The organism is Candidatus Eisenbacteria bacterium (assembly GCA_005893305.1).
Classification (GTDB): Bacteria; Eisenbacteria; RBG-16-71-46; order SZUA-252; family SZUA-252; genus WS-9.
Window position 1 is genome coordinate 134,230 of the sequence record VBOZ01000010.1, and the last position, 24,322, is coordinate 158,551.

The 24,322-nt window shown below is 67.6% G+C and carries 24 protein-coding genes and 1 riboswitch; all 24 genes read left to right on the forward strand.

Annotated elements, in window-relative coordinates:
* The first annotated feature begins 38 nt into the window (after positions 1 to 38).
* The 24 genes from E6K79_03835 to E6K79_03950 all read left to right on the forward strand — a co-directional run bounded on the left by E6K79_03835 (position 39) and on the right by E6K79_03950 (position 24,268).
* Entirely contained in the window at positions 39 to 329 is a 291-nt protein-coding gene (locus E6K79_03835; protein ID TMQ65999.1) for an HU family DNA-binding protein, read from the forward strand.
* Positions 330 to 700: 371 nt separating this feature from the next.
* Complete coding sequence (locus E6K79_03840; GenBank protein TMQ66000.1) at positions 701 to 1,813, forward strand: hypothetical protein; 1,113 nt, start codon at positions 701 to 703, stop codon at positions 1,811 to 1,813.
* 1 nt (position 1,814) lies between these two features.
* Positions 1,815 to 2,804 (forward strand): hypothetical protein, encoded by a 990-nt coding sequence (locus E6K79_03845; GenBank protein TMQ66001.1) that lies wholly within the window; start codon positions 1,815 to 1,817, stop codon positions 2,802 to 2,804.
* A gap of 146 nt (positions 2,805 to 2,950) precedes the next feature.
* Positions 2,951 to 4,666, forward strand: coding sequence for a type II secretion system protein GspE (locus E6K79_03850; GenBank protein TMQ66002.1), 1,716 nt, complete (start codon positions 2,951 to 2,953; stop codon positions 4,664 to 4,666).
* A 3-nt stretch (positions 4,667 to 4,669) separates the two neighbouring features.
* The gene (locus E6K79_03855) at positions 4,670 to 5,884 is read left to right on the forward strand and encodes a type II secretion system F family protein (GenBank protein ID TMQ66003.1); all 1,215 of its coding nucleotides are present in this window, start codon (positions 4,670 to 4,672) and stop codon (positions 5,882 to 5,884) included.
* A 130-nt stretch (positions 5,885 to 6,014) separates the two neighbouring features.
* On the forward strand, positions 6,015 to 6,401 hold the full coding sequence (locus E6K79_03860; protein TMQ66004.1) for a prepilin-type N-terminal cleavage/methylation domain-containing protein: 387 nt from the start codon (positions 6,015 to 6,017) through the stop codon (positions 6,399 to 6,401).
* Positions 6,402 to 6,495: 94 nt separating this feature from the next.
* Positions 6,496 to 8,508 carry a DUF2723 domain-containing protein gene (locus tag E6K79_03865; GenBank protein TMQ66005.1) on the forward strand — a complete coding sequence of 671 codons (2,013 nt, stop codon included), beginning with the start codon at positions 6,496 to 6,498 and terminating at the stop codon, positions 8,506 to 8,508.
* Complete coding sequence (locus E6K79_03870) at positions 8,031 to 9,008, forward strand: prepilin-type N-terminal cleavage/methylation domain-containing protein (GenBank protein ID TMQ66091.1); 978 nt, start codon at positions 8,031 to 8,033, stop codon at positions 9,006 to 9,008. The genes E6K79_03865 and E6K79_03870 overlap by 478 nt, the downstream gene beginning before the upstream one ends.
* Positions 9,005 to 9,415 (forward strand): hypothetical protein, encoded by a 411-nt coding sequence (locus E6K79_03875; protein TMQ66006.1) that lies wholly within the window; start codon positions 9,005 to 9,007, stop codon positions 9,413 to 9,415. Before E6K79_03870 ends, E6K79_03875 begins: the two co-directional genes overlap by 4 nt.
* The gene (locus E6K79_03880; GenBank protein ID TMQ66007.1) at positions 9,397 to 9,933 is read left to right on the forward strand and encodes a prepilin-type N-terminal cleavage/methylation domain-containing protein; all 537 of its coding nucleotides are present in this window, start codon (positions 9,397 to 9,399) and stop codon (positions 9,931 to 9,933) included. The genes E6K79_03875 and E6K79_03880 overlap by 19 nt, the downstream gene beginning before the upstream one ends.
* Positions 9,540 to 11,402 carry a hypothetical protein gene (locus tag E6K79_03885; protein TMQ66008.1) on the forward strand — a complete coding sequence of 621 codons (1,863 nt, stop codon included), beginning with the start codon at positions 9,540 to 9,542 and terminating at the stop codon, positions 11,400 to 11,402. Before E6K79_03880 ends, E6K79_03885 begins: the two co-directional genes overlap by 394 nt.
* A 9-nt stretch (positions 11,403 to 11,411) precedes the next feature.
* Complete coding sequence (locus E6K79_03890) at positions 11,412 to 13,190, forward strand: hypothetical protein (protein ID TMQ66009.1); 1,779 nt, start codon at positions 11,412 to 11,414, stop codon at positions 13,188 to 13,190.
* Between the two features lie 9 nt (positions 13,191 to 13,199).
* Positions 13,200 to 13,775 (forward strand): hypothetical protein, encoded by a 576-nt coding sequence (locus E6K79_03895; GenBank protein ID TMQ66010.1) that lies wholly within the window; start codon positions 13,200 to 13,202, stop codon positions 13,773 to 13,775.
* 9 nt (positions 13,776 to 13,784) lie between these two features.
* Positions 13,785 to 14,285 carry a hypothetical protein gene (locus E6K79_03900; protein TMQ66011.1) on the forward strand — a complete coding sequence of 167 codons (501 nt, stop codon included), beginning with the start codon at positions 13,785 to 13,787 and terminating at the stop codon, positions 14,283 to 14,285.
* Positions 14,282 to 15,592, forward strand: coding sequence for a hypothetical protein (locus E6K79_03905; protein ID TMQ66012.1), 1,311 nt, complete (start codon positions 14,282 to 14,284; stop codon positions 15,590 to 15,592). The genes E6K79_03900 and E6K79_03905 overlap by 4 nt, the downstream gene beginning before the upstream one ends.
* A gap of 13 nt (positions 15,593 to 15,605) precedes the next feature.
* The gene (locus E6K79_03910) at positions 15,606 to 16,004 is read left to right on the forward strand and encodes a response regulator (GenBank protein TMQ66013.1); all 399 of its coding nucleotides are present in this window, start codon (positions 15,606 to 15,608) and stop codon (positions 16,002 to 16,004) included.
* 123 nt (positions 16,005 to 16,127) lie between these two features.
* A complete protein-coding gene (locus tag E6K79_03915) occupies positions 16,128 to 17,528 on the forward strand; it encodes a cystathionine beta-synthase (GenBank protein TMQ66092.1) in 1,401 nt (466 codons plus the stop codon).
* Positions 17,509 to 18,672, forward strand: coding sequence for a PLP-dependent transferase (locus tag E6K79_03920; GenBank protein ID TMQ66014.1), 1,164 nt, complete (start codon positions 17,509 to 17,511; stop codon positions 18,670 to 18,672). The genes E6K79_03915 and E6K79_03920 overlap by 20 nt, the downstream gene beginning before the upstream one ends.
* A 234-nt stretch (positions 18,673 to 18,906) precedes the next feature.
* On the forward strand, positions 18,907 to 19,092 hold the full coding sequence (locus tag E6K79_03925) for a hypothetical protein (GenBank protein TMQ66015.1): 186 nt from the start codon (positions 18,907 to 18,909) through the stop codon (positions 19,090 to 19,092).
* Between the two features lie 167 nt (positions 19,093 to 19,259).
* Complete coding sequence (locus E6K79_03930) at positions 19,260 to 19,757, forward strand: YajQ family cyclic di-GMP-binding protein (GenBank protein ID TMQ66016.1); 498 nt, start codon at positions 19,260 to 19,262, stop codon at positions 19,755 to 19,757.
* Complete coding sequence (locus tag E6K79_03935; GenBank protein TMQ66017.1) at positions 19,723 to 20,571, forward strand: TPM domain-containing protein; 849 nt, start codon at positions 19,723 to 19,725, stop codon at positions 20,569 to 20,571. The genes E6K79_03930 and E6K79_03935 overlap by 35 nt, the downstream gene beginning before the upstream one ends.
* A 33-nt stretch (positions 20,572 to 20,604) precedes the next feature.
* Positions 20,605 to 21,318, forward strand: coding sequence for a hypothetical protein (locus E6K79_03940; protein TMQ66018.1), 714 nt, complete (start codon positions 20,605 to 20,607; stop codon positions 21,316 to 21,318).
* A gap of 40 nt (positions 21,319 to 21,358) precedes the next feature.
* The gene (locus E6K79_03945; protein TMQ66019.1) at positions 21,359 to 21,943 is read left to right on the forward strand and encodes a LemA family protein; all 585 of its coding nucleotides are present in this window, start codon (positions 21,359 to 21,361) and stop codon (positions 21,941 to 21,943) included.
* 87 nt (positions 21,944 to 22,030) lie between these two features.
* A riboswitch (cobalamin riboswitch) is annotated at positions 22,031 to 22,212 on the forward strand.
* A 22-nt stretch (positions 22,213 to 22,234) separates the two neighbouring features.
* Positions 22,235 to 24,268: a TonB-dependent receptor gene (locus E6K79_03950; GenBank protein TMQ66020.1), complete on the forward strand. Its 2,034-nt coding sequence runs from the start codon at positions 22,235 to 22,237 to the stop codon at positions 24,266 to 24,268.
* Positions 24,269 to 24,322 lie beyond the last annotated feature (54 nt).

Genomic DNA, 24,322 nt, shown 5'->3' on the forward strand with positions numbered 1-24,322 from the left:
ACGTGACGCCTCATTCCAGGGAAAGGAGGTGAATCGAAATGAATAAGACGGAACTCATCGCCACCATCGCCAAGAAAACTTCCCTCTCCGCACGTGAAGCGCGCAACATCATCGACACACTCTTCTCGCCGGGGAAGGAAGGCCTCATCGCGTCCGCGCTGATCTCGGGAAAGAAAGTTCAGATCACGGGATTCGGCACGTTCGAGACACGCAAACGGAAGGCGCGCGAAGGTCGCAATCCGCAGACAGGCGAACGGATCAAGATCGCGGCGTCCCGTTTCCCGGCGTTCCACGCCGGCAAGGCGCTCAAGGATCGCGTCCGCAAGTAGGAACCCCCCATACGGTCTTCGAGAAGGGGCGGGCTTTGACTCCCGCCCCTTCCCTTTTACCGGGATCGTTGAACCGGCGTCGAGGTGCGGGGTATATTGCCTCGACTGCTTTGTTTAGAACCGAATCGGCGAGGAGGTGATTGGAACTGCAACGGCTTCGCTACCTGCTCCTTCTCCTTGTTCTACTTGGACTTATGGCTGCGCCCGTGCTCCAGGGCAAAACGCCGCCTTGCGACATCCTCATCCAGAGCACGACGGATGCGAACGCAGAGCTGGCTCCCTGTGGCTGACACGCGCACCCGCTTGGCGGGCTCGCCCGGAGGGCGAGCCAACTCAAAGTAGGCAGGCTGAAGTTCCCCACGGGATTCGCCGTGGACGCCGGGGACTATTTCGGCGTCGGCGGGGAGCAGGACTCCCTGAAGAGCGGCTATATGGTCCACGCCATGGACGTCCTCGGCTATGACGTGGTGACCCTGGGCGAGCGCGAGTTCAACTTCGGCCAGGCATTCCTCCTCGACTGCTTCAAGAAGACGAAGATCGACGTCGTCTCCGCGAACATCGTCTACGCCGACACCAAGAAGCCGTTCGTGAAGCCGTACGTCATCCGCAGGGTCTGCTCGACCCGCATCGCCTTCACCGGTCTGATCGGGAAGGACATGCGCATCCGCCAGCTCCCGAGCGAGCGGGGCGTCGAGATCCTCGATCCGTTCGAGACGGCGAAGAAGCTGATCCCGGAGCTCCGCGGCAAGGCGGACATCGTCGTGGTCCTCTCGCACCTGGGGCTCACCGACGCGCAAAAGCTGGCGCTCGACGTGCCGGGCATCGACGTCATGGTCTTCGGCCATCAGGCAGGGCTCTTCCGGCAGATCGTGAAGACGCAGGAGGTCGTGACCTTGAGGGGCGGGGAGCGCGGCCAGTACATCCCGCAGCTCCACATGGTCGTGCAGGACGGCAAGGTTTCCTCGTTCGACGGCGACGTGGTCGTCCTCGACGACAAGGTACCGGCGGATGACGCGATGAACCACGCGGTCGACGAATTCAGCGACAAGCTGAACGAGCGCTTCAACGCCGCGAACAAGGCCACGGCGGACCAGGCGCAGCAGAGGACCCTGGCGCAGGTGTCGGGCGACCGCTATCTGGGCGAGGCCACCTGCCGCCGGTGCCACGAGGTGGAATACCAGATGTACACGAGCCAGAAGCACGCGCACGCGTTCCAGACCCTGATCGACAATCAGCGCGACTCGACGCCGGAATGTCTCCCGTGCCACGTCGTGGGCATGGGGCAGCTGGGCGGCTTCGTCTCGAGGCAGGGAACCCCGGAGCTCGTCAACGTGCAGTGCGAGAACTGTCACGGCATGGGGAGCCGCCACCCGGAGCACGGAGCGATCGTCGGCCCCGATGTATGCATCACCTGCCACACCGCCTCGCAGAGCCCGAATTTCCAATATGAAGAGATGGTGGCCAAGATCGTTCACTGGAAGTAGGGTGCGCCCCGGCCGTCTCGCATTCCTCGCGGTCGCCCTGCTCGTCGCGGTTCCTTCCACGGGACGCTCCCAAGCGCTCCAGATCCAGAGCCTCCAGTTCCCGACGACCTCGGTCGTCGGCCCCTGGGTCACCTATCGCGTCCGAACCCAGTCCCGCGCCCTGACCCCCCGCGACTACACGCAGCGCGTCGCGATCGTTGGTCGGGAGAAATACCGCGGCAAGGACGGCTTCTGGGTGGAGCTCAAGACCGAAGGGTTGTCTTCCGGCAAGCGGATCGAGAGGGGCTTCTTCACGATCATCAATACGGCCGACGATTACAAGAACCGGCCGGGAGAAATGGCCGATCTCCCGCCGGATTCGTTTCCGCCCCCGATGCCGCCGAGGGTCCGCCTCGTCCGCTACCAGGTGCTCACGTCGGGCGGAAAGCTCTACGAATACCCGGTGGGCGGCGGCGCCGAGGCCAGGGCGGGAAGCGATGTCGGCACGTTGGAGCTCTTCGAGTACGACTCCTCCGTGCCGCCCATGACCGAGAGCCTGGGCCCGGATACGCTTCGGATCGGGCGCCGCGTCGTTCCGACCGTTGTCGAGAGGACGCGGCGTGTCGGCTCGGACAGCTGGCCGGATCCCAGCGACAGCGCGTACATCATGCACCCCATTCTGACCCAGAAGTATTGGCGGAACTCGGCGGTCCCGATCACCGGCTTCGCCCGCTCGCTGTTCCAGGTCACGATGGAGCGGGCGCCCGCGCCCACGCGGGACAGCACGGCCGCGTCCGGTGGGGAGCCGGGCGGCGCCGTGTTCCGACGCCAGCCGCCCCCGGCTTGGATGGGGCGGTCACGCCCGGACAGCTCGGGCGCCGACACGGCACCGGTCATCACGAAGACCGAGTTGGAGCTCATCGACCTAGGGGCCGACGCCGTGCCCGAAGTGACACAGTCGCCCGAGGAATCCGCTCCTCCGGGGGCCGGGTCCCCGGGACCGATCCGCTAGAGGCTCCGCCCCCGCCTAAGCCGCAGCGCCCGCGTCCGTCCCCTCAGAACCGTCCCTCCAGATCGCAGCCGCGCCTGCCGATACCGGAAGGGGTAATTCGGATCAGTCCGCTCGCGTCGATCCCGTCACAGGGTAGGGGGGACCGCATGGCCCCAGGGGGACGAAAGCCGCTCGGGCAGTGTCTCGTGGAGCAGGGCCATCTCTCCGCGGAGGGGCTCGCGCGCGCCTTGGAAGAGCAGCGTCGCACCGGCGCCGCCCTGCGGGACATCCTCCTCAAGCTGGAGCTGGTCTCGGAGCGCGCGATCCTCGACTACTACGAGGACCAGCTCGGGATTCCGGTCATGGACTTGACGACCTACGCCCTCGAGCCCGACGTCGTGCGCCTCGTGCCCGAACGCGTCGCGCGGCAGTACCACGTGGTCCCCCTCTTCAAGATCGGGAACACGATCACCGTGGCCATGGCGGACCCGCTCGACTTCGTCGCCCTGGACGAGGTGAAGCAGAGCACCGGGCTCCAGGTGGACGTCGTGGTCTCCTCGGGCGCCCAGATCCGCGAGGCGGTGGAGCGCCACCATCCGGCCACGGGCGGGCTGGACCAGCTCGCGAGAGAGCACGGGCTGAAGCAGGCCGTGGCGGATATCGCGAGCGCCCGCCCCGAAGAGGACGGGCCGATCATCCGGTTCGTGAACACGATCGTCCAGCAGGCGCTCCGGGAGGGCGCCTCCGATCTGCACATCGAGCCCGACGAGGCGAGCTTCCGAATCCGCTACCGCGTGGACGGGGTCCTTCGCGAGGTGTCGGTCCAGACCAAGACGATCTACGCCTCGGTCGTCTCGCGGGTGAAGGTCATGGCGACCCTCGACATCTCCGAGCGGCGGCTCCCCCAGGACGGCCGGATCCGGATGAACCTGCTCGGGCGCGACCTCGATGTCCGCGTCTCCACGTTCCCGACGATCCACGGGGAGAACGTCGTGATGAGGATTCTCGACCGCTCGATCGCGCTGGTCGGCTTGGAGGAGCTGGGCCTCTCGCCCCAGCCGCTCGCGGTCGTGGCCCGCATGATCGAGCGCCCGAACGGGATCGTCCTCGTGACGGGCCCGACGGGGAGCGGGAAGACCACGACCCTCTACTCCTGCATTCAGCGGATCAACACCGTGGAGCGGAACATCGTGACGCTCGAGGATCCGGTCGAATACCACCTGGGCTCGATCCGCCAGACGCAGGTCGACCCCGACGTGGGGCTCACCTTCGCGCGCGGCCTTCGGGCGCTCCTGCGTCAGGACCCGGACGTGATCCTGGTAGGCGAGATCCGCGACGGCGACACCGCCGAGATCGCGGTGCGCTCGGCCCTGACGGGGCACCTCGTGCTCTCGACCCTCCACACCAACGACGCCTCGGGCGCGATCCCTCGCCTGATCGACATGAAGATCGAGCCGTTCCTTCTCTCTTCGGCGATGGTCGGCGTGCTGGCGCAGCGGCTCGTCCGCCGCGTCTGCGACAAGTGCAAGAAGCCGATCAAGCCCCCCGCCGAGCTCCTCGCCGAGCTGGGCATCGCGCGCGGCGAAGGGAAGTTCATGCACGGAGCGGGGTGCTCGGCCTGCTCCGGGACCGGGTACCGCGGACGCGTCGGAATCTTCGAGGTGCTCGAGGTGAACGACAAGGTTCGGGACCTGATCTCCTCCCGCGCGTCGGCCGAGGATCTCGCCCGCGCGGTCCGAGCCTCCGGCATGGGATCGCTGCGGGATGACGCGATCCAGAAGGCGGCCCAGGGCGCGACCACGCTGGAGGAGGCGCTCCGCGTGACCAACCCGGATGCCGTGTCGCTGGATCCAGGCTCATCCTCCGTCACGTACCCCTCGTAGACGATGCCTTCGTTCCGCTACCGCGCAGTGAGCCCCGCGGGTCTCGCGCAGCACGGCCTCGTCGAGGCGCCGGACCTGGACCGGGCCGTCGAGCTGGTCCGCACCATGGGTCTGACGCCCGTCCGGATGGATTCGCAGACGGGCGCCGGCGAATCCAGGCCGTTCCCCCTCTTTCGCAAGCGGGTGGCGACACGCGACCTGATTCTCTTCACGCGCCAGCTCGAGACGATGCTTGAAGCGGGCCTGCCCCTCCTCTCCGCGCTCGAGACGCTCCACGAGCAGACCGCCCACCCCGAGCTTCGGCTCGCGATCGACCGGGTGCGCGCTGACGTCGAGCAGGGCGGAACGCTGACGGACTCCATGCGGCGCCATCCCTGGTGCTTTCCGAACCTCTACGCCAACCTCGTGCACGCCGGCGAAGAGGGAGGGTTGATCACGTCGATGCTGGACCGCATCGCGTCGCTCCTCGAGTACGCGGAGGAGACGGAGCAGCGGATCCGCTCGGCCACGTTCTATCCCGTGCTCATCGTGTGCGAGCTGGTGCTCGCGTTCGGGGTCCTGGTCAAATTCGTGCTGCCGCGATTCGCGTCGCTCTTCCGCAACCTGAACACCGAGCTCCCGCTCCCGACGCGCGTCCTGATCGGCACGAGCGACTTCGTCGACCGGTACTGGTACCTCTGCCTCGCCATGATCGGGGGCCTGGTCGTGGCCTGGGTCTTCTGGTACCGGACCGAGGACGCGCGGCGCCGCATCGACCGCTTCATTCTGACGATGCCGATCTTCGGCCCGATCTTCCTCAAGTCGATCGTCTCGCGTTTCGCACGGGTGCTCGCCGCGCTCGTCGCGGGCGGGATCCCGATCGTCCAGGGCCTCGAGATCGCGCGGGGCTCCCTCGACAACCGCGCCATGGAAGAGGAGATCGACCGGATGAAGGAGGGGTTGATGGCCGGCGAGGGGCTGGCGGAGCCGCTCCGGGGAAGCAAGATCTTCCCCCCTCTGGTCACCCGCATGCTCGCGGTGGGGGAGGAGACCGGATCGATCGACAAGATGCTCCTCCGGGTGGCCCGATATTACGATCAGGACGTCGATTACACGATCAAGAATCTCTCCACCGCGATCGAGCCGGTCCTTCTCCTCGTGCTCGGCGTGGCGGTCCTCTTCACCGCGCTCGCCGTCTTCCTCCCCCTCTGGAACCTGATGAACGCGTTCCGCCACTAGGCGGCGCCGGATTTTGCATTCAAGAAAGGCCCTCCCGAAGCCGATTTGCTTGGAGTCAAGAAGCCCCGGTCGGTAGAGCGGCCCCCGGGGGCGGGGCCGGCTATAAAAATTTTCTTGGAGGTTCGACGTTATGGATCTGCATGGAAGGAAGTCCGAATCCGGGTTCACGCTGATCGAGCTTGTGATCGTCATCGTGATCCTGGGAATTCTCGCCGCGGTTGCCATTCCCAAGTACGAGGACATGCGCGAGCAGGCCCGCGTGGCCACGATCCGTGGACAGCTGGGCTCGATGCGCTCCGCAATCGCAATCCAGTACGCACGGAACGCGCTCCTCGGTGCTGCCGCGTTTCCGACGCTGGACGGGACGATCTTCGCCGACGGCAACGTTCCGAAGGAGCCGGTGACACCGTCCAACGCCGTCAAGACGACGGCGGGCGTGAACAACGCGGGCGGCTGGCTGTACACGCAGGCGACGGGCATCGTGAAGGCGAATCTGAACGCCTACTCGTCGTACTGAGCGGGTCCCGGCGAAACAAGGCAATTCGGCGGCGCTCCGCGGCGCCGCCTCACCTAACCATTGGGGGACGCGCCCGGATCACCGGGCCGCACTCATGCGCTGGACCCGCGCGGGGACAGAAAGCCTCGCCGCCGCGGCGATCGCGGCAATAATTTATGGGGGGACGCTCGCGCCGACGGTCGGCGCGGGCGACAGCGGGGAGCTTGTCCTCGCAGCCGACTCGCTCGGCATCGCTCACCCTCCGGGGTACCCCCTCTGGGTGCTTCTGGCACGGCTCATGGCTTCCGTCCCGATCGGGGACGTGGCGTGGAGGGTGAATGCCCTCTCCGCGCTCCTCTCGGCGGCGGCCGTGGGCCTGTTCTACCTCCTCGCGACGCGCGTCAAGCTTCCCAGGCTCCCGGCCGCGCTCGCGACGACCCTCTTCGCCGCCTGCACGATCGTCTGGCATTCGGCGGTCGAGGCGGAAGTCTACCCGCTCGCGACGCTCTTCTTCGTCCTCCTGGCTCTCCTCGCGCTGCGTGCCCGGTCCGGAGACGCGGCCGCTCCGCGAATCGAAGCCCTCTACTTCTTCGCCGCCGGCCTCGCCCTGATCGTGCACCAGACCCTGCTCTTCCCGGCCGCCGCGATGGGCGCTTGGGTCTGGGCCCGCGAGCCGCGGCTTGACCGCCTGGCGCGTCACGCCGCCTGGGCCGCGCTCGGATTCAGCGTCCTGCTCGTGATTCCCGTCCGCGCCGGCTCGGCGCCGCCGTTCTCGTGGGGCCACGAGGCGGGTCTATCGACGGCGCTCGATCACCTGCTCCGGCGAAACTACGGTCCGCTCCAGCAAAACCCGCTTCGCGCCGACCTCCTCGTGTCCGACCTCGCGGGGATGGCGGCACGGGTGGCTGCCGCGGTGGGCTTGCCGGGCGCGCTCCTCGCCGCGGCCGGCCTCAACTCCCTCCGCCGCGCCGAGGGCGGGCTGAAGCTCGTGCTCGTCTCGGCGCTCACGGTGCCCGCCGCGCTCGCGATCGTCGTCGCGTTCGCGCCGGACGCGGAGCACTTCGCGCAGGTGGAGCCGTTCCTCGCGCCGGTCGCGGCCGCGCTCTGCCTGATCGCCGGGCTCGGCGCGGATTCGCTGCTTCGGGTCGGCCGCCCTGCGTGGCGGCCGGCGGCGATCGCGGCCATCGCCGCTTGCGCGCTCGTCACCGCGGCGCTCCATTATCGCGACTGCGACCGGCGCGGATTCCGCCTGGCGGAGCGCTACGGGCGGGACCTCCTTCGAGACCTTCCCAAGGGATCGACGCTCGTCCTCGACGGGGACAACGAGACGTTCCTGGCGGCCTACACGACGCGGCATGCCCACTTCCGGACGGACGTGGAGCTGGTCCATCGCCGCGGGTACATCTTCGGGGACCCGTACCACCTCCGCGGCGTGCCGCGCGGCAGGTGGGTCGAAATCGCCCATCGCGTCGATCTCGAGCGGCTCCGGGACTCGGGTCGCCCCGTCTACTACGCGACGCCGCCCCTCGATCTCGAGGCCGCGGGCGTGAGGTTCATTCCCGCGGGGCTGGTCCATCGCGCGGTCCCTCCGCGCCGCGTTCGGCCGGGACCGCCCACGCTCGCCAGCGACGACGCCCGCGCGCTCGCCCCATGGACGCCGCCCGCGGATTGGCCCAAGAGCTCCTCGCTCCTTCCCGGCGGTGCTCGGAGGTACGACTACGTCACCCGGAAGCTCGCGGTCAGCTATTCGGACGTCGCGGCGCGCTCACTCTGGAATCGAGGGCGACTGGAGGAGGCGTACCCGTGGTTCGTGGACGCGGCCGCCGTGGGGTTCGACAACGTCGGCGCGAGGCTGAATCTGGCGACCGCCGCCGCCGCGATCGGAAAGCCCGAGACCGCGCTCTCGGAGCTGCTCGCGGCGAGGAAGGTGGCCCCGACCGATCCCGAGCCGGTAGGCAGGCTCGCGGTCTTCCTCTCCGTTGCCGGCCGCCACCGGGACGCGGCCCTCTGCTTCGAGCGGGCCTATCGCATGATGCCGGTCCCGTCGCGCGCGTCGGACGCGGCACGCGCCTGGGCGCTCGCCGGGGACGAGGCGCGGGCGAAGAGCTGGAGAGGGCGGGCCGGATGAGGGCGCCCGAGGGGTTCACCCTCTTCGAGCTGATCGTGGTGATGACCATCATCGGTATCACCGCGTGGGTAGCCTATCCCAAGTTCTTGACCCCCTTCAACGACATCAAGCTCGACGCGGCGGCGCGCCGCGTCGCGGCCGACCTTCGCTACGCGCAGAACCAGTCGATCGGAAAGCGCGCCGTGCACGGCGTCCTCTTCGAGCCTGGGGCGGCGCGCTACACGGTCTACTCCCCGACCACCGGGACCCCCGTGACGGATCCGGCCAATCGCGCGCGCCCGCTGCGGGTCGACTTCCTCGCCACCGGCGAATTCAAGGGCGTCACGATCACGTCCGCCGCGTTCGGGACGTCGCGCGGCGTGAGCTTCGACTACTTCGGCGTGCCCCGCGACACCGCCGGGGTCGAGCTCGCGGTGACGGGGCGGGTGATCCTCGACTACCAAGGCGGCGCGGACACGATCGACGTCACGCCCGGCACCGGGAAGGTGATCATCCGATGAGGCGGCGCGGAGCTTCTCGGCCTCCCGCTCCCGGCTTCACGCTCATCGAGGTGGTGCTGATCATCGTCATCGCCGGCGTGGCGGTGCTGCCGCTCAGCATGCTCTTCGCCAACGCGTCGATCCGCTCCGGCGACGCCAGGAACGCGACCGTCGCGGCGCAGCTGGCCCAAGCGAAGATGGAGGAGATCGCGGCGGACAAGAACTCGCCGATGCGAGGTTTCGCGTACCTCGTCGCGGCGAACTACCCGGCCGAGAGCCCGGTGCCCGCGTTCTCGAACTACAACCGCTCCGTCTCGATCGCACCGGACTCCACCTACGACGGCGTCACGTTCCGGACGGTGAGCGTGACGGTGAGCTGTCCCAACATCGCGCCGGTCACGGTGAGCACATGGTTCACGACCTATTGACGCCCGCCGCGGCGCGGCGATCACGCGGGTTCACGATGATCGAGCTGGTCATCGTGATCGTCCTCGTCTCCGTCGCGGCGCTCGTCTTCTCGAAGATGTTCATCGAGGCGGTCCGCTCGTACGAATGGGTGGACGTCGAGAAGGAGAAGCTGCAAGAAGCGCGCTACGCTCAGGAGCGGATGACGAGGGAGTTCCGGCGCGTGCGCGACAACGTGAGCATCAACGCGGCGACGGCCACCACCTTCACGTTCGTGGACCGGGACGCGGCCACGATCAGCATCTCCTGGAGCGGGGTCAAGGGCGCCGACCTGGTCTACACCAAGAACGGCACGGCCCGCGTCCTCGCCGCGGGGGTCGACTCGCTCGCGTTCGCCTACTGGAAGACGAACGGGACCACCGCGACGCCCGTCGTCTCGCCTTCCACGACCGACATCTGGCGTATCACGACCTATCTCCGCCTGGCGAAGGCCGGCCACACCGTCGAAACGGTGGGGGCCGCCTACGTGAGGAGCCTGTGAGCGCGCGGGCCGTCGACCTTGTTCGGGACGCGGAGGCCACGCCAAGGGCCGACGCCGGATTTTCCATCGTCCTCGCCGTCTCGACGATCCTGGTCCTGATGGTGCTGGGGATGGCCCTGGTGACGCTCGTGGTCGAGGACTCCGACCTGGGCACGAACCAGGTGCAGTCGAACCAGGCGCTCTATGCCGCGCACGCCGGGATCGAATACGCGGTCGTCAAGATCTCGGCGAACGGGGCCTGGACCGGGCTCGCGTCGCCGGGAAAGACGGTGGGCGCCGGCTCCTTCTGGATCGCGCCTCCCGACACGTTGGACGAGAACGGCGCGCCCCTCGCGTCCGGGCAGAAACGGATCATCTCGAACGGGGTCGTGGGCGGGGCCGCGCGACAGATCCAGGTGCACGTTTCCCCCGGGATGATCACCGCGTACGCCGGCACGGGGACGCAGGGGTACGCGGGGGACAACGCAGCGGCCACAGCGGGGCTCTTGCGCGATCCGCAGGGGCTTGAGGTAGCGGCGAACGGGGATCTCTACATCGCGGACACCGGGAACCACGTCATCCGGAAGGTGAACGTCCTCACTGGCGTCATCACGACCGTCGCCGGAACGGGAGCCTCCGGATACTCGGGCGACGGCGGGCAGGCGACCGCGGCCAAGCTCAAGAGCCCGGAGGACGTTTTCGTGGCGGCGAATGGGGACCTCTACATCGCGGACACCGGGAACCACGCGGTGCGGAAGGTCTCGGCCGCGACCGGCGTCATCACGACCGTGGCTGGGAGCGGCCCGTCCGGCTCGAGTGGCGACGGCGGCCCCGCGACCTCCGCGAAGCTCCACTCTCCGGCAGGGGTCGTCGTCGCGGCGAACGGAGACGTCTATCTCAGCGATACCTCAAACGACAAGATCCGAAAGGTCACCGCCGCGACCGGCATCATCACGACCTTCGCCGGGAACGGAACGGCCGGGTACCAGGGCGACGGCGCGGCCGCGACCGCAGCGCGCCTGACCGCCCCGGAAGGCGTCACGCTCGCGGCCAACGGAGATCTCTACATCGCGGACACGGGGAATAACGCCATCCGGAAGGTCTCGGCCGCGACCCTGAACATCTCGACCTATGCCGGGACCGGCACCGCCGGCTTCCTGGGAGACGGGGGCGCCGCCACATCGGCCCGACTCAACGCCCCTGAGGCGGTCAGCCTCAACTCGGCGGGAGATCTCTTCATCGCCGACACCGGCAACAACCGCATCCGGCGCGTCACGGCCGCCTCAGGCGTGATCACGACGATCGCCGGGACCGGCACCGCGGGAGGCACCGGCGACGGCGGCCCCGCGACCGCCGCGAGGCTCAACTCACCGCGTGGGGTCACCGTCTCGGCGACCGGCGCGTACTACATCGGGGACCGGAGCAATAACCGAGTGCGAAAGGTCACGGGGCTCATCGCCGTCGTGGCCTGGGTCGAAACGAGGAGCTAAGGGGGCGCCGTGGGAAAAACCCGAATCGAGGAGCTGCTGCGAAGCATCGCGCGCATAAAGCTGCCGGCCGTCCCGGGCTGGTCGGCGGTCAGCGCGCGCTCGGACCAGCTCTTGGCGGGGCCCTGGCCCGATCTGGTCGGCGTGGAGCTCGGCCCGACCTCCGTCCACGTGGCGCATCTCGTCCGATCGGGGAAGCGCGTCGTGCGCTTCGATGCCGCCGATCGGCCGATCCGCGCCTCGGACGCCAAGTCGGCGGGGCAGCGCTTCGGGCACCAGGCGGGGCTTCGGGACGTGGTGCAGAAGCTCGGTCTCAGGGGGAAGCAAGCGGCCGCGACGCTCCAAGGAAGCGAGATCCACGTCCGCCGGGTCTCCCTGCCGCTGCTGAAGAAGTCGGAGATCCTTCCCGCGCTCGCGCTCGAATGCCGGAAGCACGTCTCCTTCCCGATCGAGGACGCGGAGATCCGCTACGAGGTCATCGGACGGACAGGAGCCGCGGCCGGCGGAGGGCTCCAGCTTCTCGTGGCGGTGGCGCACCGGAGCGCCATCGAGGAAACGCGCGACGCGATGACGGAAGCGGGGCTCGACCCCGTGGCGCTCACGGTCCGGCCGGTTGGCCTCCGGGCACTCCTCCGCTCGATCAAGCGGACGGAATCCGACGAGGTTACGGCCTACCTCGAGCTGGGCGAGCGGCAGAGCCAGATCATCGTCCTCCGCGGGGACGAGATCCGCTTCACCCGGGATTTCGAGATCGGCGGCGCCACCCTGACCGAAGCGCTCCGCTCCATCGTCGTGCCGGGGCAGGGGACGATCGAGCTCACCGCCCAGGAGGCGGAGCAGCTCAAGCGGACCTCGGGGATTCCCTACGGGGAGGAAGAGTCCGGCGCGGCCGGACCGATTCCGCTCTCGGCCGTCTCGGTCATGCTCCGACCGGTCCTCGAGCGGCTCGTCCGGGAGCTTCTGAACTCGTTTGATTACTGCAATGAGCAGTTCCTGGGCGAGGCGGTGACACGGGTGGTGGTCCACGGGGAGGCTTCCCAGGTCCGGAACCTCCCGGCCTATTTGAGCGGAATCCTCGAGTTACCGGTCGAATGGGCCGATCTGTCCCAGGAAGCGCTTGCTCTGTCCCCGCGCCCGGCCTCCGGGTCGAACGTGGGCGGCCGGGTCTCGGAGCTGGCGGTCGGCCTCTGCATGCTGGGACGCGGATCGCTCAATTTCCTGGAGCCCGCGTCGACGGGGGTGTCGTACCGGATCGCCGAGGCGATCCCGCAGCGAATCGCGATCGGGGTGGCGGCGATGCTCCTTCTCTCGGTGTCGCTCCCGGCCCAGGTCTCGGTCATGCGGGAGCGCCAGGAGGTGGGCCGGCTCCAGTCGGTCCTGATCTCGCTGGAGCCGCGGACCGACGCGCTGAGGCGGTTTCGCGCGGCGCGCGAGGAAGCGACGCGGCTTCAAGATCTGCTGGCGCGGCTCTCGGGGGGACAGGTTCTCTGGTCCTACGTTCTCCGGGATCTGAGTCACCGGATTGGACCGAACGCCCGCCTCACCGCGATCGAGGTGGTGGACCCGGTGCCCGCGGCGAACAACGCGCCGCAGGGGACCGAGCCGCCTCGCAGGCGGCTCAGGCTGACCGGCCTCCTCCAGACCGGGGCGGAGCGCCCCGAGAAGGGGCTGGGAGAGCTGATGCAGGTGCTGGCGCAGTCGCGGGTCGTGGAGCAGGTCCAGCTGGAGGGGTGTCAGGCCATCTCGCCGTCCCTGAGCAGCTTCACGCTCACGGCCGTGCTGGCGGAGTAGAGGAGCGGGATGGCGATCCGTCTCAAGCGGCAGCCCCTGATCGGGCACGGCCTGATCGTGGTCGCCTTGTTGGGCTCGATCGGAGTGGCGCGGGCCGTTTACGTGGAGCCTAGACTTCGGGAGCTGAAGGCTCTCGAATCGGATCGGATCCGGATCGCCACGCAGCTTACCGATCTCCAGCGCGGCATCCAGGAGATGGAAACCTGGGCGCGGGAGCACCCGGGCGAGGATTTTCTCACCTTCCGGTCGCGCCACGCGCTGCCGGCGGGCGAGATGGTCTCGAGCTTCCTGCGGTCGCTCGCGGAGATCGCGAAAAGGCACAACGTCCGGACGGAGCTGATCCAACCGGCGGGAACGCCGCTCGACGAGGTGGTCGCGGACGCGTCGGGGATTCCGGTGACGTACCGGAAAGCCGAGCTCCGGTTTCGTCTGTGGGCTTCGTACCGCGACCTGGGCGAATACCTGAAGGAGATCGAGTCGATGGATCAGCTCGTGGTCGTCCGGTCGGTCGGAGTGCAGTACGAGGCAGCGAACTATCCCGACCTCGTGTCGGACGTAGCGATCTGGCTCTATGGAACACCCTGAGGAACCGAGATGGACTGGATTCGAAGCGGACGGAACGGTCGGGTCAGCGCGAGGACCTATGGCTTGGTCGCGATTCTCGTGCTGACCCTCCTCGGCATCCACTCCATGGATGAGAAGCAGAAGGCCGCGCGGGCCCGCGCCAAGGCGGCGGCCACGAGCCCCACGCCGGCGGTGGCCACGCCGGCCACGCGGAGCCGGGACGCTCTCCCGGCGGAAGCCGCGGCGGGCTGGGGGCGCGATCCGTTCTCGAGGGCGTTCCTCGATGCGGGGGACGAGATCCCGGCCGGGCGAAAGCGTTTCGGCTCGAGGCCCGGGCCGGCCGGCGCGCCGATCTATCTGCAGGGAATCATGGTGGGCGCGATGGGGCGTACCGCCCTGATCAACGGCGAGATCTACCGCGAGGGAGATCGCGTGGGGTCCTACGAAGTGCTGAGCATCGGGAAGCGCTCGGTCATGCTGATGAAGAACGGTAGCGTGACGACGCTGACGATCCAAGGAGACGGATCATGAAGCGGCTCGTCGTGCTGATCGGAATCCTCGCGTGTCTCGTGGCAGCGCCCTGGGGAGCCAGGGGCGAGCCGGCCGCGACCGCCACGTTCAATTTCAAAGGGGCCCGCGGGTCGGACGCCCTGCGCCTGATCGCGAGCCAGTTCGGCTACAGCGTCGTCATGGGAGACGGCGTGGGCGGGGCGCTGACCGCGAACTTGAACCAGGTGACCCTGGAGCAGGCGCTCGAGTACGTGTCCCAGGCGACCGGCTGCGAGTACGTGCTTCGCGATCGGATCGTGCTCGTGAATCCCTCCGCCTTGGCCTCGCGCGTCATCGCACTTCGGTATCTGAGCGCGACGGCCGCGGCCCAGGCGGTCTCCAAGATGCTGAGCGATCGCGGGACCGTCGAGCCGTTCACCGGCGTGGCCGAGAAGGAGGTCACGACGGAGGGCGCGATGTCGAACACGCTGATCGTGACCGACACGCCCGCTCGTCTGGAGCGCGTGGCCAAGGTGATCGAGGCGATGGACGTGCGGCCGAGGCAGGTGTCGATCGAGGCGAAGCTCGTCGAGTCGGTTCTGGGCGTCGATGAGAAGCTGGGTTTCGACTGGCAGCTCCGCGCGAGCGCGGCCGGCGCGTCTCTCCCGACCACGTTCCCGTTCCCGAAAGATCAGGGGTCCGGTGTCTTCACCGGCACGCCGAATCCGAATACCCCGGTCGGGGGAAGCGGGCCCGCGTTTCCGCCCGGGCAGACCTTCCCGTACTCCACCCCGTCCGATTTCAAATTCGGAAAGCTCTCGTTTCAGGAATTCACGGTGGCGATGGAGATCTTGAAGGAACAGTCGAACACGAACCTGGTATCCGCGCCGCAGGTCACGACGCTCGACAACCAGCAGGCGGAGATCATCGTCGGACAGGTGGTCCCGATCGCGACCTACGAGCACTCCCAGCTTTCGGGGACGCTCCTGCTCAGCGGATACGAGGAGAAGAAGATCGGCGTGCGCCTGGTCGTGACGCCGCACTTCGCGAGCGACAGCACCATGGTGATCACGGTGAGCCCCGAGGTGAGCGAAATCCTAGAGTACCGGGGCCAGTTCAACGAACGGCCGGTCACGTCGACGCGCTCCGCCACGACCCAGATCGTGATGAAGAGCGGCGAGACGATCATGATCGGCGGCCTGATCTCCTCGCTGGACCGGAAGATCGTCCGAAAAGTGCCGGTCCTGGGCGACATCCCGCTTCTCGGATACCTTTTCCGGCACAAGAGCGTGACGAAGGACAAGGTCGATCTGATGATTTTCATCACGCCGCACATTAGCGCTCTATAAGGGGGTGAATCGAATGAGCCAGGGTCAGTCGCGCGGTCGGGTGCTGGTTGTCGATGATGAGCCGGATCTCGTGCGAATTCTCCAGTTCGGACTCCAGTCGGCCGGATACGTCGTGGAATCCGCGTCGGACGGCCAGGAGGGATTGAAGAAGGCGCGCGAGGTGAAGCCCGATATCATTCTCCTCGACCTGATGCTTCCCAAGCTGGACGGGTACAAGATCTGCCGCCTCCTCAAGTTCGATGAGCGCTTCAAGCAGATCCCGATCATCATTCTCTCGGCCCGGACGCAGGAAGGGGACCAGGCGTTGGCGCTCGAGATGGGCGCGAACCGGTTCGTCACCAAGCCGTACAACTTCTCGGAGATCCTGACGCACGTCGAGGAGCTTCTAAAAGCCGCGTCGCTCCGCTCGTAGGCCCGGGATCGTCCGAATTCCAGGCTTGACCTCGGCCGCGCGGCGACCGTAGCGTTAACCAGCGGTCCCGTCCGTTTCCTTCCGCCACTTCCGAGACGACCCGTGAAAGGCCAGACCGAAAGCATGTCCCAGGGAACGGGCGCTTCCGCGCCCGCGAAGCCGCAAATCTACGACTCGATCCTGCACACCATCGGGTCCACGCCGCTCGTCAAGCTCCGGAGCGTGGCGAAGGACGCCCGCGCGACCGTGCTCGCCAAGCTCGAGGGCTTCAACCCGGGCGGCTCGGTCAAGGACCGGATCGCGGTGGCGATCGTGGACGAGGCGGAGGCGAAGGGCCTGCTCAAGCCCGGCGGCACGATCGTGGAGGCGACGTCCGGCAATACGGGAACCGGCCTGGCCATGGTCGCCGCGGTGAAGGGGTATCGATCGGTCCTCGTGATGCCCGACAAGGTGAGCCGCGAGAAGATCAACCTCCTGAAGGCGTTCGGCGCCGAGGTGGTCATCGCGCCGACCTCGGTGCCGCCCGACTCCCCCGACTCCTACTACGAGGTCGCGAAGCGGATCGTCCGCGAGACGCCCGGCGCGTATCTCGCGAACCAATATTTCAACCCGACCAACCCCGAGGCCCACTACCGCTCGACGGGGCCCGAGATCTGGCGCCAGACAGGCGGGAAGATCGACTACTTCGTGGCGGGGCTCGGCACCGGCGGGACGATCAGCGGCACGGCTCGATTCCTGAAGCAGCAAAATCCAAAGATCAAGATCGTCGGAGCCGATCCGATCGGATCGATCCTCAAGGAGTACTTCTACACGAAGAAGGTCATCGCTCCGAAGCCGTATAAAGTCGAAGGGATCGGGGAGGATTTCTTCCCGGGGACGCTCGATTTCTCGATGATCGACGAGGTCATCTCGGTAAACGACAACCAGTCGCTGAACCTGGCGCGCCGCCTCGCGCGCGAGGAGGGAATTCTGGCGGGCGGCTCGGCCGGCACGGCGCTCTACGCGGCGCTCCAGACGGCGCGAAACGCGAATCCAGACCAGATCGTCGTGGTGCTCATCCCCGATACGGGCGAGCGCTACCTGAGCAAGGTCCACTCCGACGAGTGGATGCGGGACAATCACCTCCTTGACTCGAGCGCCATCACGGTGGGGGAGATCCTCCGCGCGAAGGGGAACCATGTTCCCGCCATGGTCTCGGTCGGCTACGACGAGCCCGCCTCGCGGGCGCTCGCCCTGATCCGCGAGTTCAACATCTCCCAGCTGCCGGTGCTCAAGGATTCGGTCGTCGTCGGCGCCGTGACGGAGGGGGCGCTCTTGCAGAAAGTCATCGACGGAACGGCCAGCCCCGAGACCCGGCTTGAATACCTGATCGAGAAGTCGCTTCCGACCGTCTCGCTCCACGAGCGCCTTCCGCGCGTCATGAAGCTCCTGTCGGAGCGGAACGCGGCGGTCGCGGTCGACGACAACGGCCGGCCTTCCGGAATCCTCACGCGGTTCGACCTCATTGAATACATCAACGCGTAAGCGCGCGGGGTTCTCGACCGAGGCCATCCACGCGGGCCAGGAGCCTGACCCCACGACCGGGGCGATCACCACCCCGATCTACCAGACCTCGACCTACGTCCAGGAGGGGCTCGGGAAGCACAAGGGCTTCGAGTACGCGCGCACCCAGAACCCGACCCGCATCGCGCTCGAGAAGAACGTGGCGGTCCTGGAGCGCGGGACCCGAGGGTTCGCGTTCGGCTCGGGGATGGCCGCGACCTCGGCCATCACCCATCTGTTGAAGAGCGGCGACCACGTCGTGGCGTCGAACAACATGTACGGAGGGACGTACCGGCTCTTCGAGCAGGTGACGCGCGGCTTCGGCGTCGATTTCTCCTACGTCGACACGTCGAATCTCGAGGCGACCGCGGCGCTCTTTCGCCCGAGCACGCGCCTCCTCTTCGTCGAGACGCCCACCAACCCGTCGATGATCGTCTCCGACCTGCGCGGTCTGGCCAAGCTGGCCCGCGCGCGCGGCGCGCTCCTCGCGGTCGACAACACGTTCATGACCCCCTACTTCCAGCGGCCGCTCGAGCTGGGCGCCCACCTGGTCGTGCACAGCACGACGAAGTACCTGAATGGGCACAGCGACATGGTGGGCGGGATCGTCATCTCGAACGATGACGCCGCGAGCGAGCGGCTTCAGTTCCTCCAGAACGCGGTGGGCGCGGTTCCCGGACCGTTCGACTGCTGGCTGGTGCTGCGCGGGGTGAAGACCCTGGGCGTCCGCATGGATCGCCATGAATCGAACGCCCGCGCGATCGCCGCCTGGCTCTCGAAGCACCCCAAGCTCACGCGGGTCCTCTATCCCGGCCTGCCCGACCACCCCGGCCACGCCCTCCACAAATCGCAGGCGACCGGGTTCGGCGGGATGATCGCCTTCGAAACGGGGTCGATCGAACGGGGGGCGGCGGTGCTCCAGCGGACCAAGATCTTCGCCCTCGCCGAGAGCCTCGGAGGGGTCGAGAGCCTGATCAGCCACCCCGCCTCGATGACCCACGCATCGGTGCCCAAGATCGAGCGCGAAAAGGTAGGCCTAACCGATGGACTTGTAAGAATTTCCGTTGGAATCGAGGACCTCGAAGACCTGCAGGCCGACCTCGAGCACGCCCTCTGCGTTTTGTAGGGGGAATTCCTTCTTGACATGCCCCAGCGAAGTCCTTAGTCTGCCGCACGTTCCTTGCCGCGGGGGGTCCCGGCGGCGGACGGACATGAACGAGCTTTCTACACCACAAATCGGATGCACTTCGCCCCGGCACCGCTGCCATCAGTGGTGTTTCGCTTTTTGGGGCTGTGGGGACCGGGGAACCATAAAGACGATCCCGAATAGTCGTTTCATCCGAAGGGAGGTGATAGCAAAGTGAAGAAGCTTCTGACCATCACGCTTGTGTTCGTGTTCGCGCTAGCGCTCGTGCTTGCCATCGGTTGCGCCAAGAAGGAGCAGCCGGCGACGGAAGGCGCGGGGACGGAGACGGGAATGCAGCAGTCGACCACTCCCGATACGTCCGCGATGCCGATGGATTCGACGCACATGGGCGGCCACTAGGATTCGACCGCCTCGGCCCCCGGACTTACGGGGCCATCGCTACTTCGAGTCCGTCGGGTGTGAGGCTGTCCGCATAGAGTAGCGTGCAGGTACGGAGGGGAAGCGAGCGCGCCAAGCGCTTGGCTTCCCCTTCTTCTTCGCGGGCGGCAAGCGGAGGGATGAGCCGGATGGCGAGTGAGAACTCGTTCGACATCGTCTCGGACGTCGATTTCATGGAAGTGTCGAACGCGGTACAACAGGCCATGAAAGAAATCCGGCAGCGCTTCGACTTCAAGGGGAGCGTGAGCGACATCGCGCTCGAGAAGGAGACGCTGACGCTCCACTCCGACGACGAGTCGCGCCTCAAGGCGGTCATCGACATCCTGACGGGCAAGCTCGTGAAGCGCGGCGTTTCCCTGAAGGCGCTGGAGTACGGGAAACTCGAGCCGGCGGCGAAGGGGACCATCCGCCAGGTGGTGACCATCCGCAAGGGGATTCCCTCGGAGAAGGCCAAGGAGATCGTGAAGTTCATCAAGTCGACGGGAATCAGGGTTCAGGCCGCGATCCAGGAAGCGCAGGTGCGCGTGTCGGGAAAGAACCGGGACGACCTCCAGGCGATCATCCAGCGGGTGAAGGGTCAGGACTTCGGACTTGATCTTCAGTTCACGAACTATCGTTCGAACTAGCCGCCTCGCGGCGCTCCTCCTCGCGGCGGCCATCGCGGGGGCGGCGGGCCCCGCCGCGGCGCTGACATGGCCCGAGCCGCGCGGGTACCTGAGCGACTTCGCGGGGATCGTCGATCCCGCCTCGGCCGATTCGATCGAGGCGCTGGCCCTCGAGCTCAGGGAGAAGACCGGCGCCGAGCTCGCGGTCGTCACGGTCAAGGATCTGGGCGGGGAGTCGATCGAGCCTGCCGCGGTCGATCTCTTCAAGCAGTGGGGGATCGGCGCGAAGGGGAAGGACGAGGGCGTCCTCATCCTGCTCGCTCTCGCCGAGCGGCGTGTCAAGATCGAGGTCGGATACGGGCTCGAGGGAATCCTGCCCGACGGGCGATGCGGGTCGATCATCCGCCTCCTGATGGGGCCCGACCTCCACGCCGACCGCTTCGGACCTGGGCTAGAACGCGGCGCCGAGGCGGTGGCCGACATCATCGCCAAGGATCGCGGCGTCACGCTGGAGCGTGGGGGCCGGGGCCCCGCGGGCTCGGACGATGGATCTTCGCCGCCGCAGGTGATTCTATTTCTGGTGTTCGCCATCCTCCTCCCCGTTCTGTTCACGAGCTGGGTCGCGCGCGCACGCGGGTCAAGCGGGCGCTGGGGAGACTGGAGGAGCGGGCGCCGGCGCAACTGGTATGACCCGTGGGGCGGCTTCGGAGGCGGCCTGGGCGGGCTCGGCGGCTTCGGGGGTGGAGGGGGCGGAGGCGGTGGACGCGGCGGCGGAGGATTCGGAGGGTTCGGCGGCGGCGGGAGCGGCGGCGGTGGGGCGAGCGGCGGCTTCTAGCGGCGGAGACGGCATGGAAGGAGATCCGAGCTGATGTGGAGGCGACCGTTTAACGGGAGAGCGGCCGCGGGGCGCGCGGTGTCGGCCGCGCTGCGGGCCGTGGGAGATCGGCTTGTCGGCGCGACGCTTTACGGGAGCGCCGCGGGAGGAGAATTTCTCCCCGCGCACTCGGACGTGAACGTGGCGTTCGTGTTCTCGGCGCTCGGGCCCGAGGAGCTGGAGGCGCTCCGACCCGCGCACCGGGTCTGGCAACGGAGCCGCGTCATTCGCCCGCTTCTCCTCTCTCGAGAGGGGCTCAACCGGTCGATCGACGTCTTCCCCTTGGAATACCTGCTCATCCGGGAGCGTCACGAGACGCTTCACGGGGAAGACTGCTTCGCGAACCTCGAGATCGATCGAAAGGCGTTGAGCCGGGAGATCGAGCGAGTCCTGCGGGCGCAGGAGCTGGGCCTCGCCTGGACGTACGTGGCGCTCGCGGGCACGCCGGCGGGCGCGCGACACTGGGCGGGCCGGGCCGGCACGGCGATCGCAGCCTCCGCGTCGGGGCTTCTTCACCTCGCGGGGGAGCCGATTCCCGCGACGCGCGGCGATCTGACGAAGCGCTGCGCCGCGCTCTTCGGCATCGACGCGGAAGCGCTTGGCGGGCTTCTCGACCGTGGACCGGACGTGCGCTCCCGCATCGAAGCGACGAGGCTATTGGCCTCGGCACAGACCATACTCGTCCGGCTTACCGAAGCGGCCGATTGATCCGATTGTTCTCCGACTAGATTCGAAAGGGGGGGATTCGATGGCCTCACGCGTCAACGCACTCACCGTCGCCCTGCTCATCTTGGGCGCCCTCGTCGTGGCGGCGCTCTTCGTGGCCGGCTACGTCCGCACGACCTACAACGACATGGTCTCGCTCCAGGAGCAGAACAAGACGGCGTGGTCGCAGGTCGAGAACCAGCTCCAGCGGCGGAACGACCTGATCCCGAACTACGTGGAGACGGTGAAGGGATACGCGAAGCAGGAGACCACCATCTTCACGGCGATTGCCGACGCGCGCGCCCGGATCGGAAGCGCGCAGACGGTGCCCGACAAGATCGCGGCGAACAACCAGCTCTCGAGCGCGCTCGCCCGCCTCCTGGTGGTCGTCGAGAACTACCCCGAGCTCAAGTCGAGCGAGAACTTCATGCGGCTTCAGGATGAGCTCTCCGGCACCGAGAATAGGATCTCGACGGAGCGGAAGCGCTACAACGACGCGGTCATGACCTACAACGTGCGCGTGCGGCAATTCCCCGCGAACCTGGTCGCCGCGAGCTTCAATTTCGAGCAGGCCCCGCTCTTCCAGGCGCCCGAAGCGGCCAAGGAGGCGCCGAAGGTCAAGTTCTAGCGCCGGTAGTGCCTCATGGGGCGCGCCCTGACCGCGCGCCGCTTGCAATCGGCGCGCACTCGGCTATGATCGGGGGCGCCGCGGATAGAACCCGCGGCGAGTGTGGGAGGGCCTCCCATTGGAGGCCCGGGAAGTCGGTGCGAATCCGACACGGCCCCGCCACTGTGAGCGGTGACAAGAGCGGCCTGAAGCCACTGGGGAAACCCGGGAAGGCGCCGCTTGAGGATGACCCGCGAGTCAGGAGACCGACCCACCCTCCGCCTAGACACCCATCCTTCGTGAGGGAGGACCATGGGACCTCTGCGTCCGCTTCTCCGGGTTTCGTTCGTCGTACTCGCCACCGCATCGTTCGCCGCCGCATTCCATTCGCGCGTTCTTGCCGCCGGGGCCGAGGCGGGCGCTTCGCCCGCCGACTCGATGGTCGAGCCGCGCTACCACCTCGACCCGGTGATCGTGACCGGCGAACGGCTGCCGGTCCCCCTCGGGCGCGTGCCGCTGGACGTGACGGTGGTCGGCCGTGACCGCCTGGACACCCACCGCCAATTCCTCCTCGCCGACGCGCTCCGCGAGGTGCCAGCCCTCGACGTCCAGAGATCGGGCAGCCTCGGGAAGCTGACCGACGCCCGTCTCCGGGGCGCCGACCCGCGCCACACGCTCGTTCTCTTCGACGGAATCCCGCTCAACGGGCCTTGGCTCGGGACATTCGATTTCGCGGATCTCGTGGACCCGGGCGTGGCGCGGGTCGAGGTGCTGGGCGGACCGGCCTCGTCGCTCTACGGCTCCGGCGCCGTCGGGGGCGTGATCCAAATGCTGAGCCAAGGCGCCGTGGAAGCCAATGGGATCGACGCGGGACGCCCCGAGGGCCGCGGCAGGCTCCGCGCCTTCGCCGAATACGGCGAGAACGTCACGCTGCGCCAGGGGATTCAATGGAACGGGACGGTCGGCCGCGCGCCGCTGGGGCTCGCCGCGACGCGGCTCAGCTCGGACGGCGTCGGTCCGCGCGACGGATACACGGGGCTGAACGGGACCTTCCACGCGGAGCTCCCGGTCGGTGGCCGGGACCACCTCCACGTGAGCGGACTCGCCACGAGCGGGAAGAAGGAGCTCCCCTACGATTTCTTCTTTGATTACACCGATCCCACGCTCTCGCCCTTCGGATCGAACAAGGAGATCCGCGACCCCAACAATGACGAGAAGGACCGTCTCTTCGCGGGGATCGCGACGTGGCGGCACACGCTGGACCGCTCGCTGGACGTGGAGGCGGAGGTGTCCGGCCTGACCGGGCGGATTCAGAACCAGAATGAGCCGAACGGGGGCGGAGCCACGGATTTCCAGAACACCGATCTCAAGAACACGCGCGGCATCGGATCTCTGCGCGCTCGGGTCAACGCCGGATCCTCGTTCCGTGCCGTCGCCGGCGCCGACTATCGCGGGGATCAGGTGAAACGGAACGATGCGTTCGATTTCGGCGGCTTCACGGACACCACGCGAGTGGACAAGGGGATCCACGACCGCTCGCTCTTCGCCCAGGCGCATTGGGAGATCGCGGACCGCTTCCTCGCGGACACGGGAATCCGTCTCGACGACCATTCGCGCTACGGATCCTACGGTCTCCCGCGCCTCGCGATCGGGCTTTTGGTGCCTGAGGCCGGGCTGAAGATTCGGGCAGGATACGGCCGCGCGTTCACCGCGCCGACCCTGACCGATCTCTACTATCCCGGGTACAGCGACTCGTCGCTCGCCCCGGAGCGCTCGACCACGTTGGAAGCGGGCATCGTGGGCCTTTGGCTCGACGGCAGGGTGGAGGGACGAGTTTCCTATCACCACACGAACTTCGTCGATCTCATCCAGGGGGTTCTTCAGCCCAGCTTCGCGTTCCTGCCCGAGAACGTCGGGAAGGCGATGATCGAGGGAGAGGAGTACGCGCTTCGTTTCGTCCCTCACCGCCGCGTTGAGCTGTCCGGATTCGCCGCGCACCTGGTCGCGAACAACACCGACACGGGCGCGCCGCTCGCGAAGCGTCCCGCCTGGCGGTTTGGGATCTCGGGGCGGGCGAGCGTCCACCGGGATCTCGCACTGACCGGCTCGTGGCGGTGGGTCGATTCGGTCATCGATCCGTTCAACTTCATCGACGCGCGCGGCCGCGTGCTCGACGGAGACACACCGGGCTACGCCGCGCTCGATCTCGGCGCGCTCGTGACGCTGCGGCGCTGGGCGGAATTGAACGCGCGCGTCTCGAACGTGCTCGACCGGGACTATTCCGAGGTGAAGGGATTCCCCGCGCGGGGCCGGGTGGCGACGATCGGCGTGACGTTCACGCGCTAGCGCCGGTAGGAGGCGCCGGTTGAAATCGCCGGACGGTCTCCAAAACCTTTGACA

Coding starts and splice junctions, on each gene's coding strand:
- E6K79_03835 (TMQ65999.1), top strand. CDS start 39: ATGAATAAGACGGAACTCATCGCCACCATCGCCAAGAAAACTTCCCTC.
- E6K79_03850 (TMQ66002.1), top strand. CDS start 2,951: ATGGCCCCAGGGGGACGAAAGCCGCTCGGGCAGTGTCTCGTGGAGCAG.
- E6K79_03855 (TMQ66003.1), top strand. CDS start 4,670: ATGCCTTCGTTCCGCTACCGCGCAGTGAGCCCCGCGGGTCTCGCGCAG.
- E6K79_03860 (TMQ66004.1), top strand. CDS start 6,015: ATGGATCTGCATGGAAGGAAGTCCGAATCCGGGTTCACGCTGATCGAG.
- E6K79_03865 (TMQ66005.1), top strand. CDS start 6,496: ATGCGCTGGACCCGCGCGGGGACAGAAAGCCTCGCCGCCGCGGCGATC.
- E6K79_03870 (TMQ66091.1), top strand. CDS start 8,031: ATGGACGCCGCCCGCGGATTGGCCCAAGAGCTCCTCGCTCCTTCCCGG.
- E6K79_03875 (TMQ66006.1), top strand. CDS start 9,005: ATGAGGCGGCGCGGAGCTTCTCGGCCTCCCGCTCCCGGCTTCACGCTC.
- E6K79_03880 (TMQ66007.1), top strand. CDS start 9,397: ATGGTTCACGACCTATTGACGCCCGCCGCGGCGCGGCGATCACGCGGG.
- E6K79_03885 (TMQ66008.1), top strand. CDS start 9,540: ATGGGTGGACGTCGAGAAGGAGAAGCTGCAAGAAGCGCGCTACGCTCA.
- E6K79_03895 (TMQ66010.1), top strand. CDS start 13,200: ATGGCGATCCGTCTCAAGCGGCAGCCCCTGATCGGGCACGGCCTGATC.
- E6K79_03900 (TMQ66011.1), top strand. CDS start 13,785: ATGGACTGGATTCGAAGCGGACGGAACGGTCGGGTCAGCGCGAGGACC.
- E6K79_03905 (TMQ66012.1), top strand. CDS start 14,282: ATGAAGCGGCTCGTCGTGCTGATCGGAATCCTCGCGTGTCTCGTGGCA.
- E6K79_03910 (TMQ66013.1), top strand. CDS start 15,606: ATGAGCCAGGGTCAGTCGCGCGGTCGGGTGCTGGTTGTCGATGATGAG.
- E6K79_03915 (TMQ66092.1), top strand. CDS start 16,128: ATGTCCCAGGGAACGGGCGCTTCCGCGCCCGCGAAGCCGCAAATCTAC.
- E6K79_03930 (TMQ66016.1), top strand. CDS start 19,260: ATGGCGAGTGAGAACTCGTTCGACATCGTCTCGGACGTCGATTTCATG.
- E6K79_03940 (TMQ66018.1), top strand. CDS start 20,605: ATGTGGAGGCGACCGTTTAACGGGAGAGCGGCCGCGGGGCGCGCGGTG.
- E6K79_03945 (TMQ66019.1), top strand. CDS start 21,359: ATGGCCTCACGCGTCAACGCACTCACCGTCGCCCTGCTCATCTTGGGC.
- E6K79_03950 (TMQ66020.1), top strand. CDS start 22,235: ATGGGACCTCTGCGTCCGCTTCTCCGGGTTTCGTTCGTCGTACTCGCC.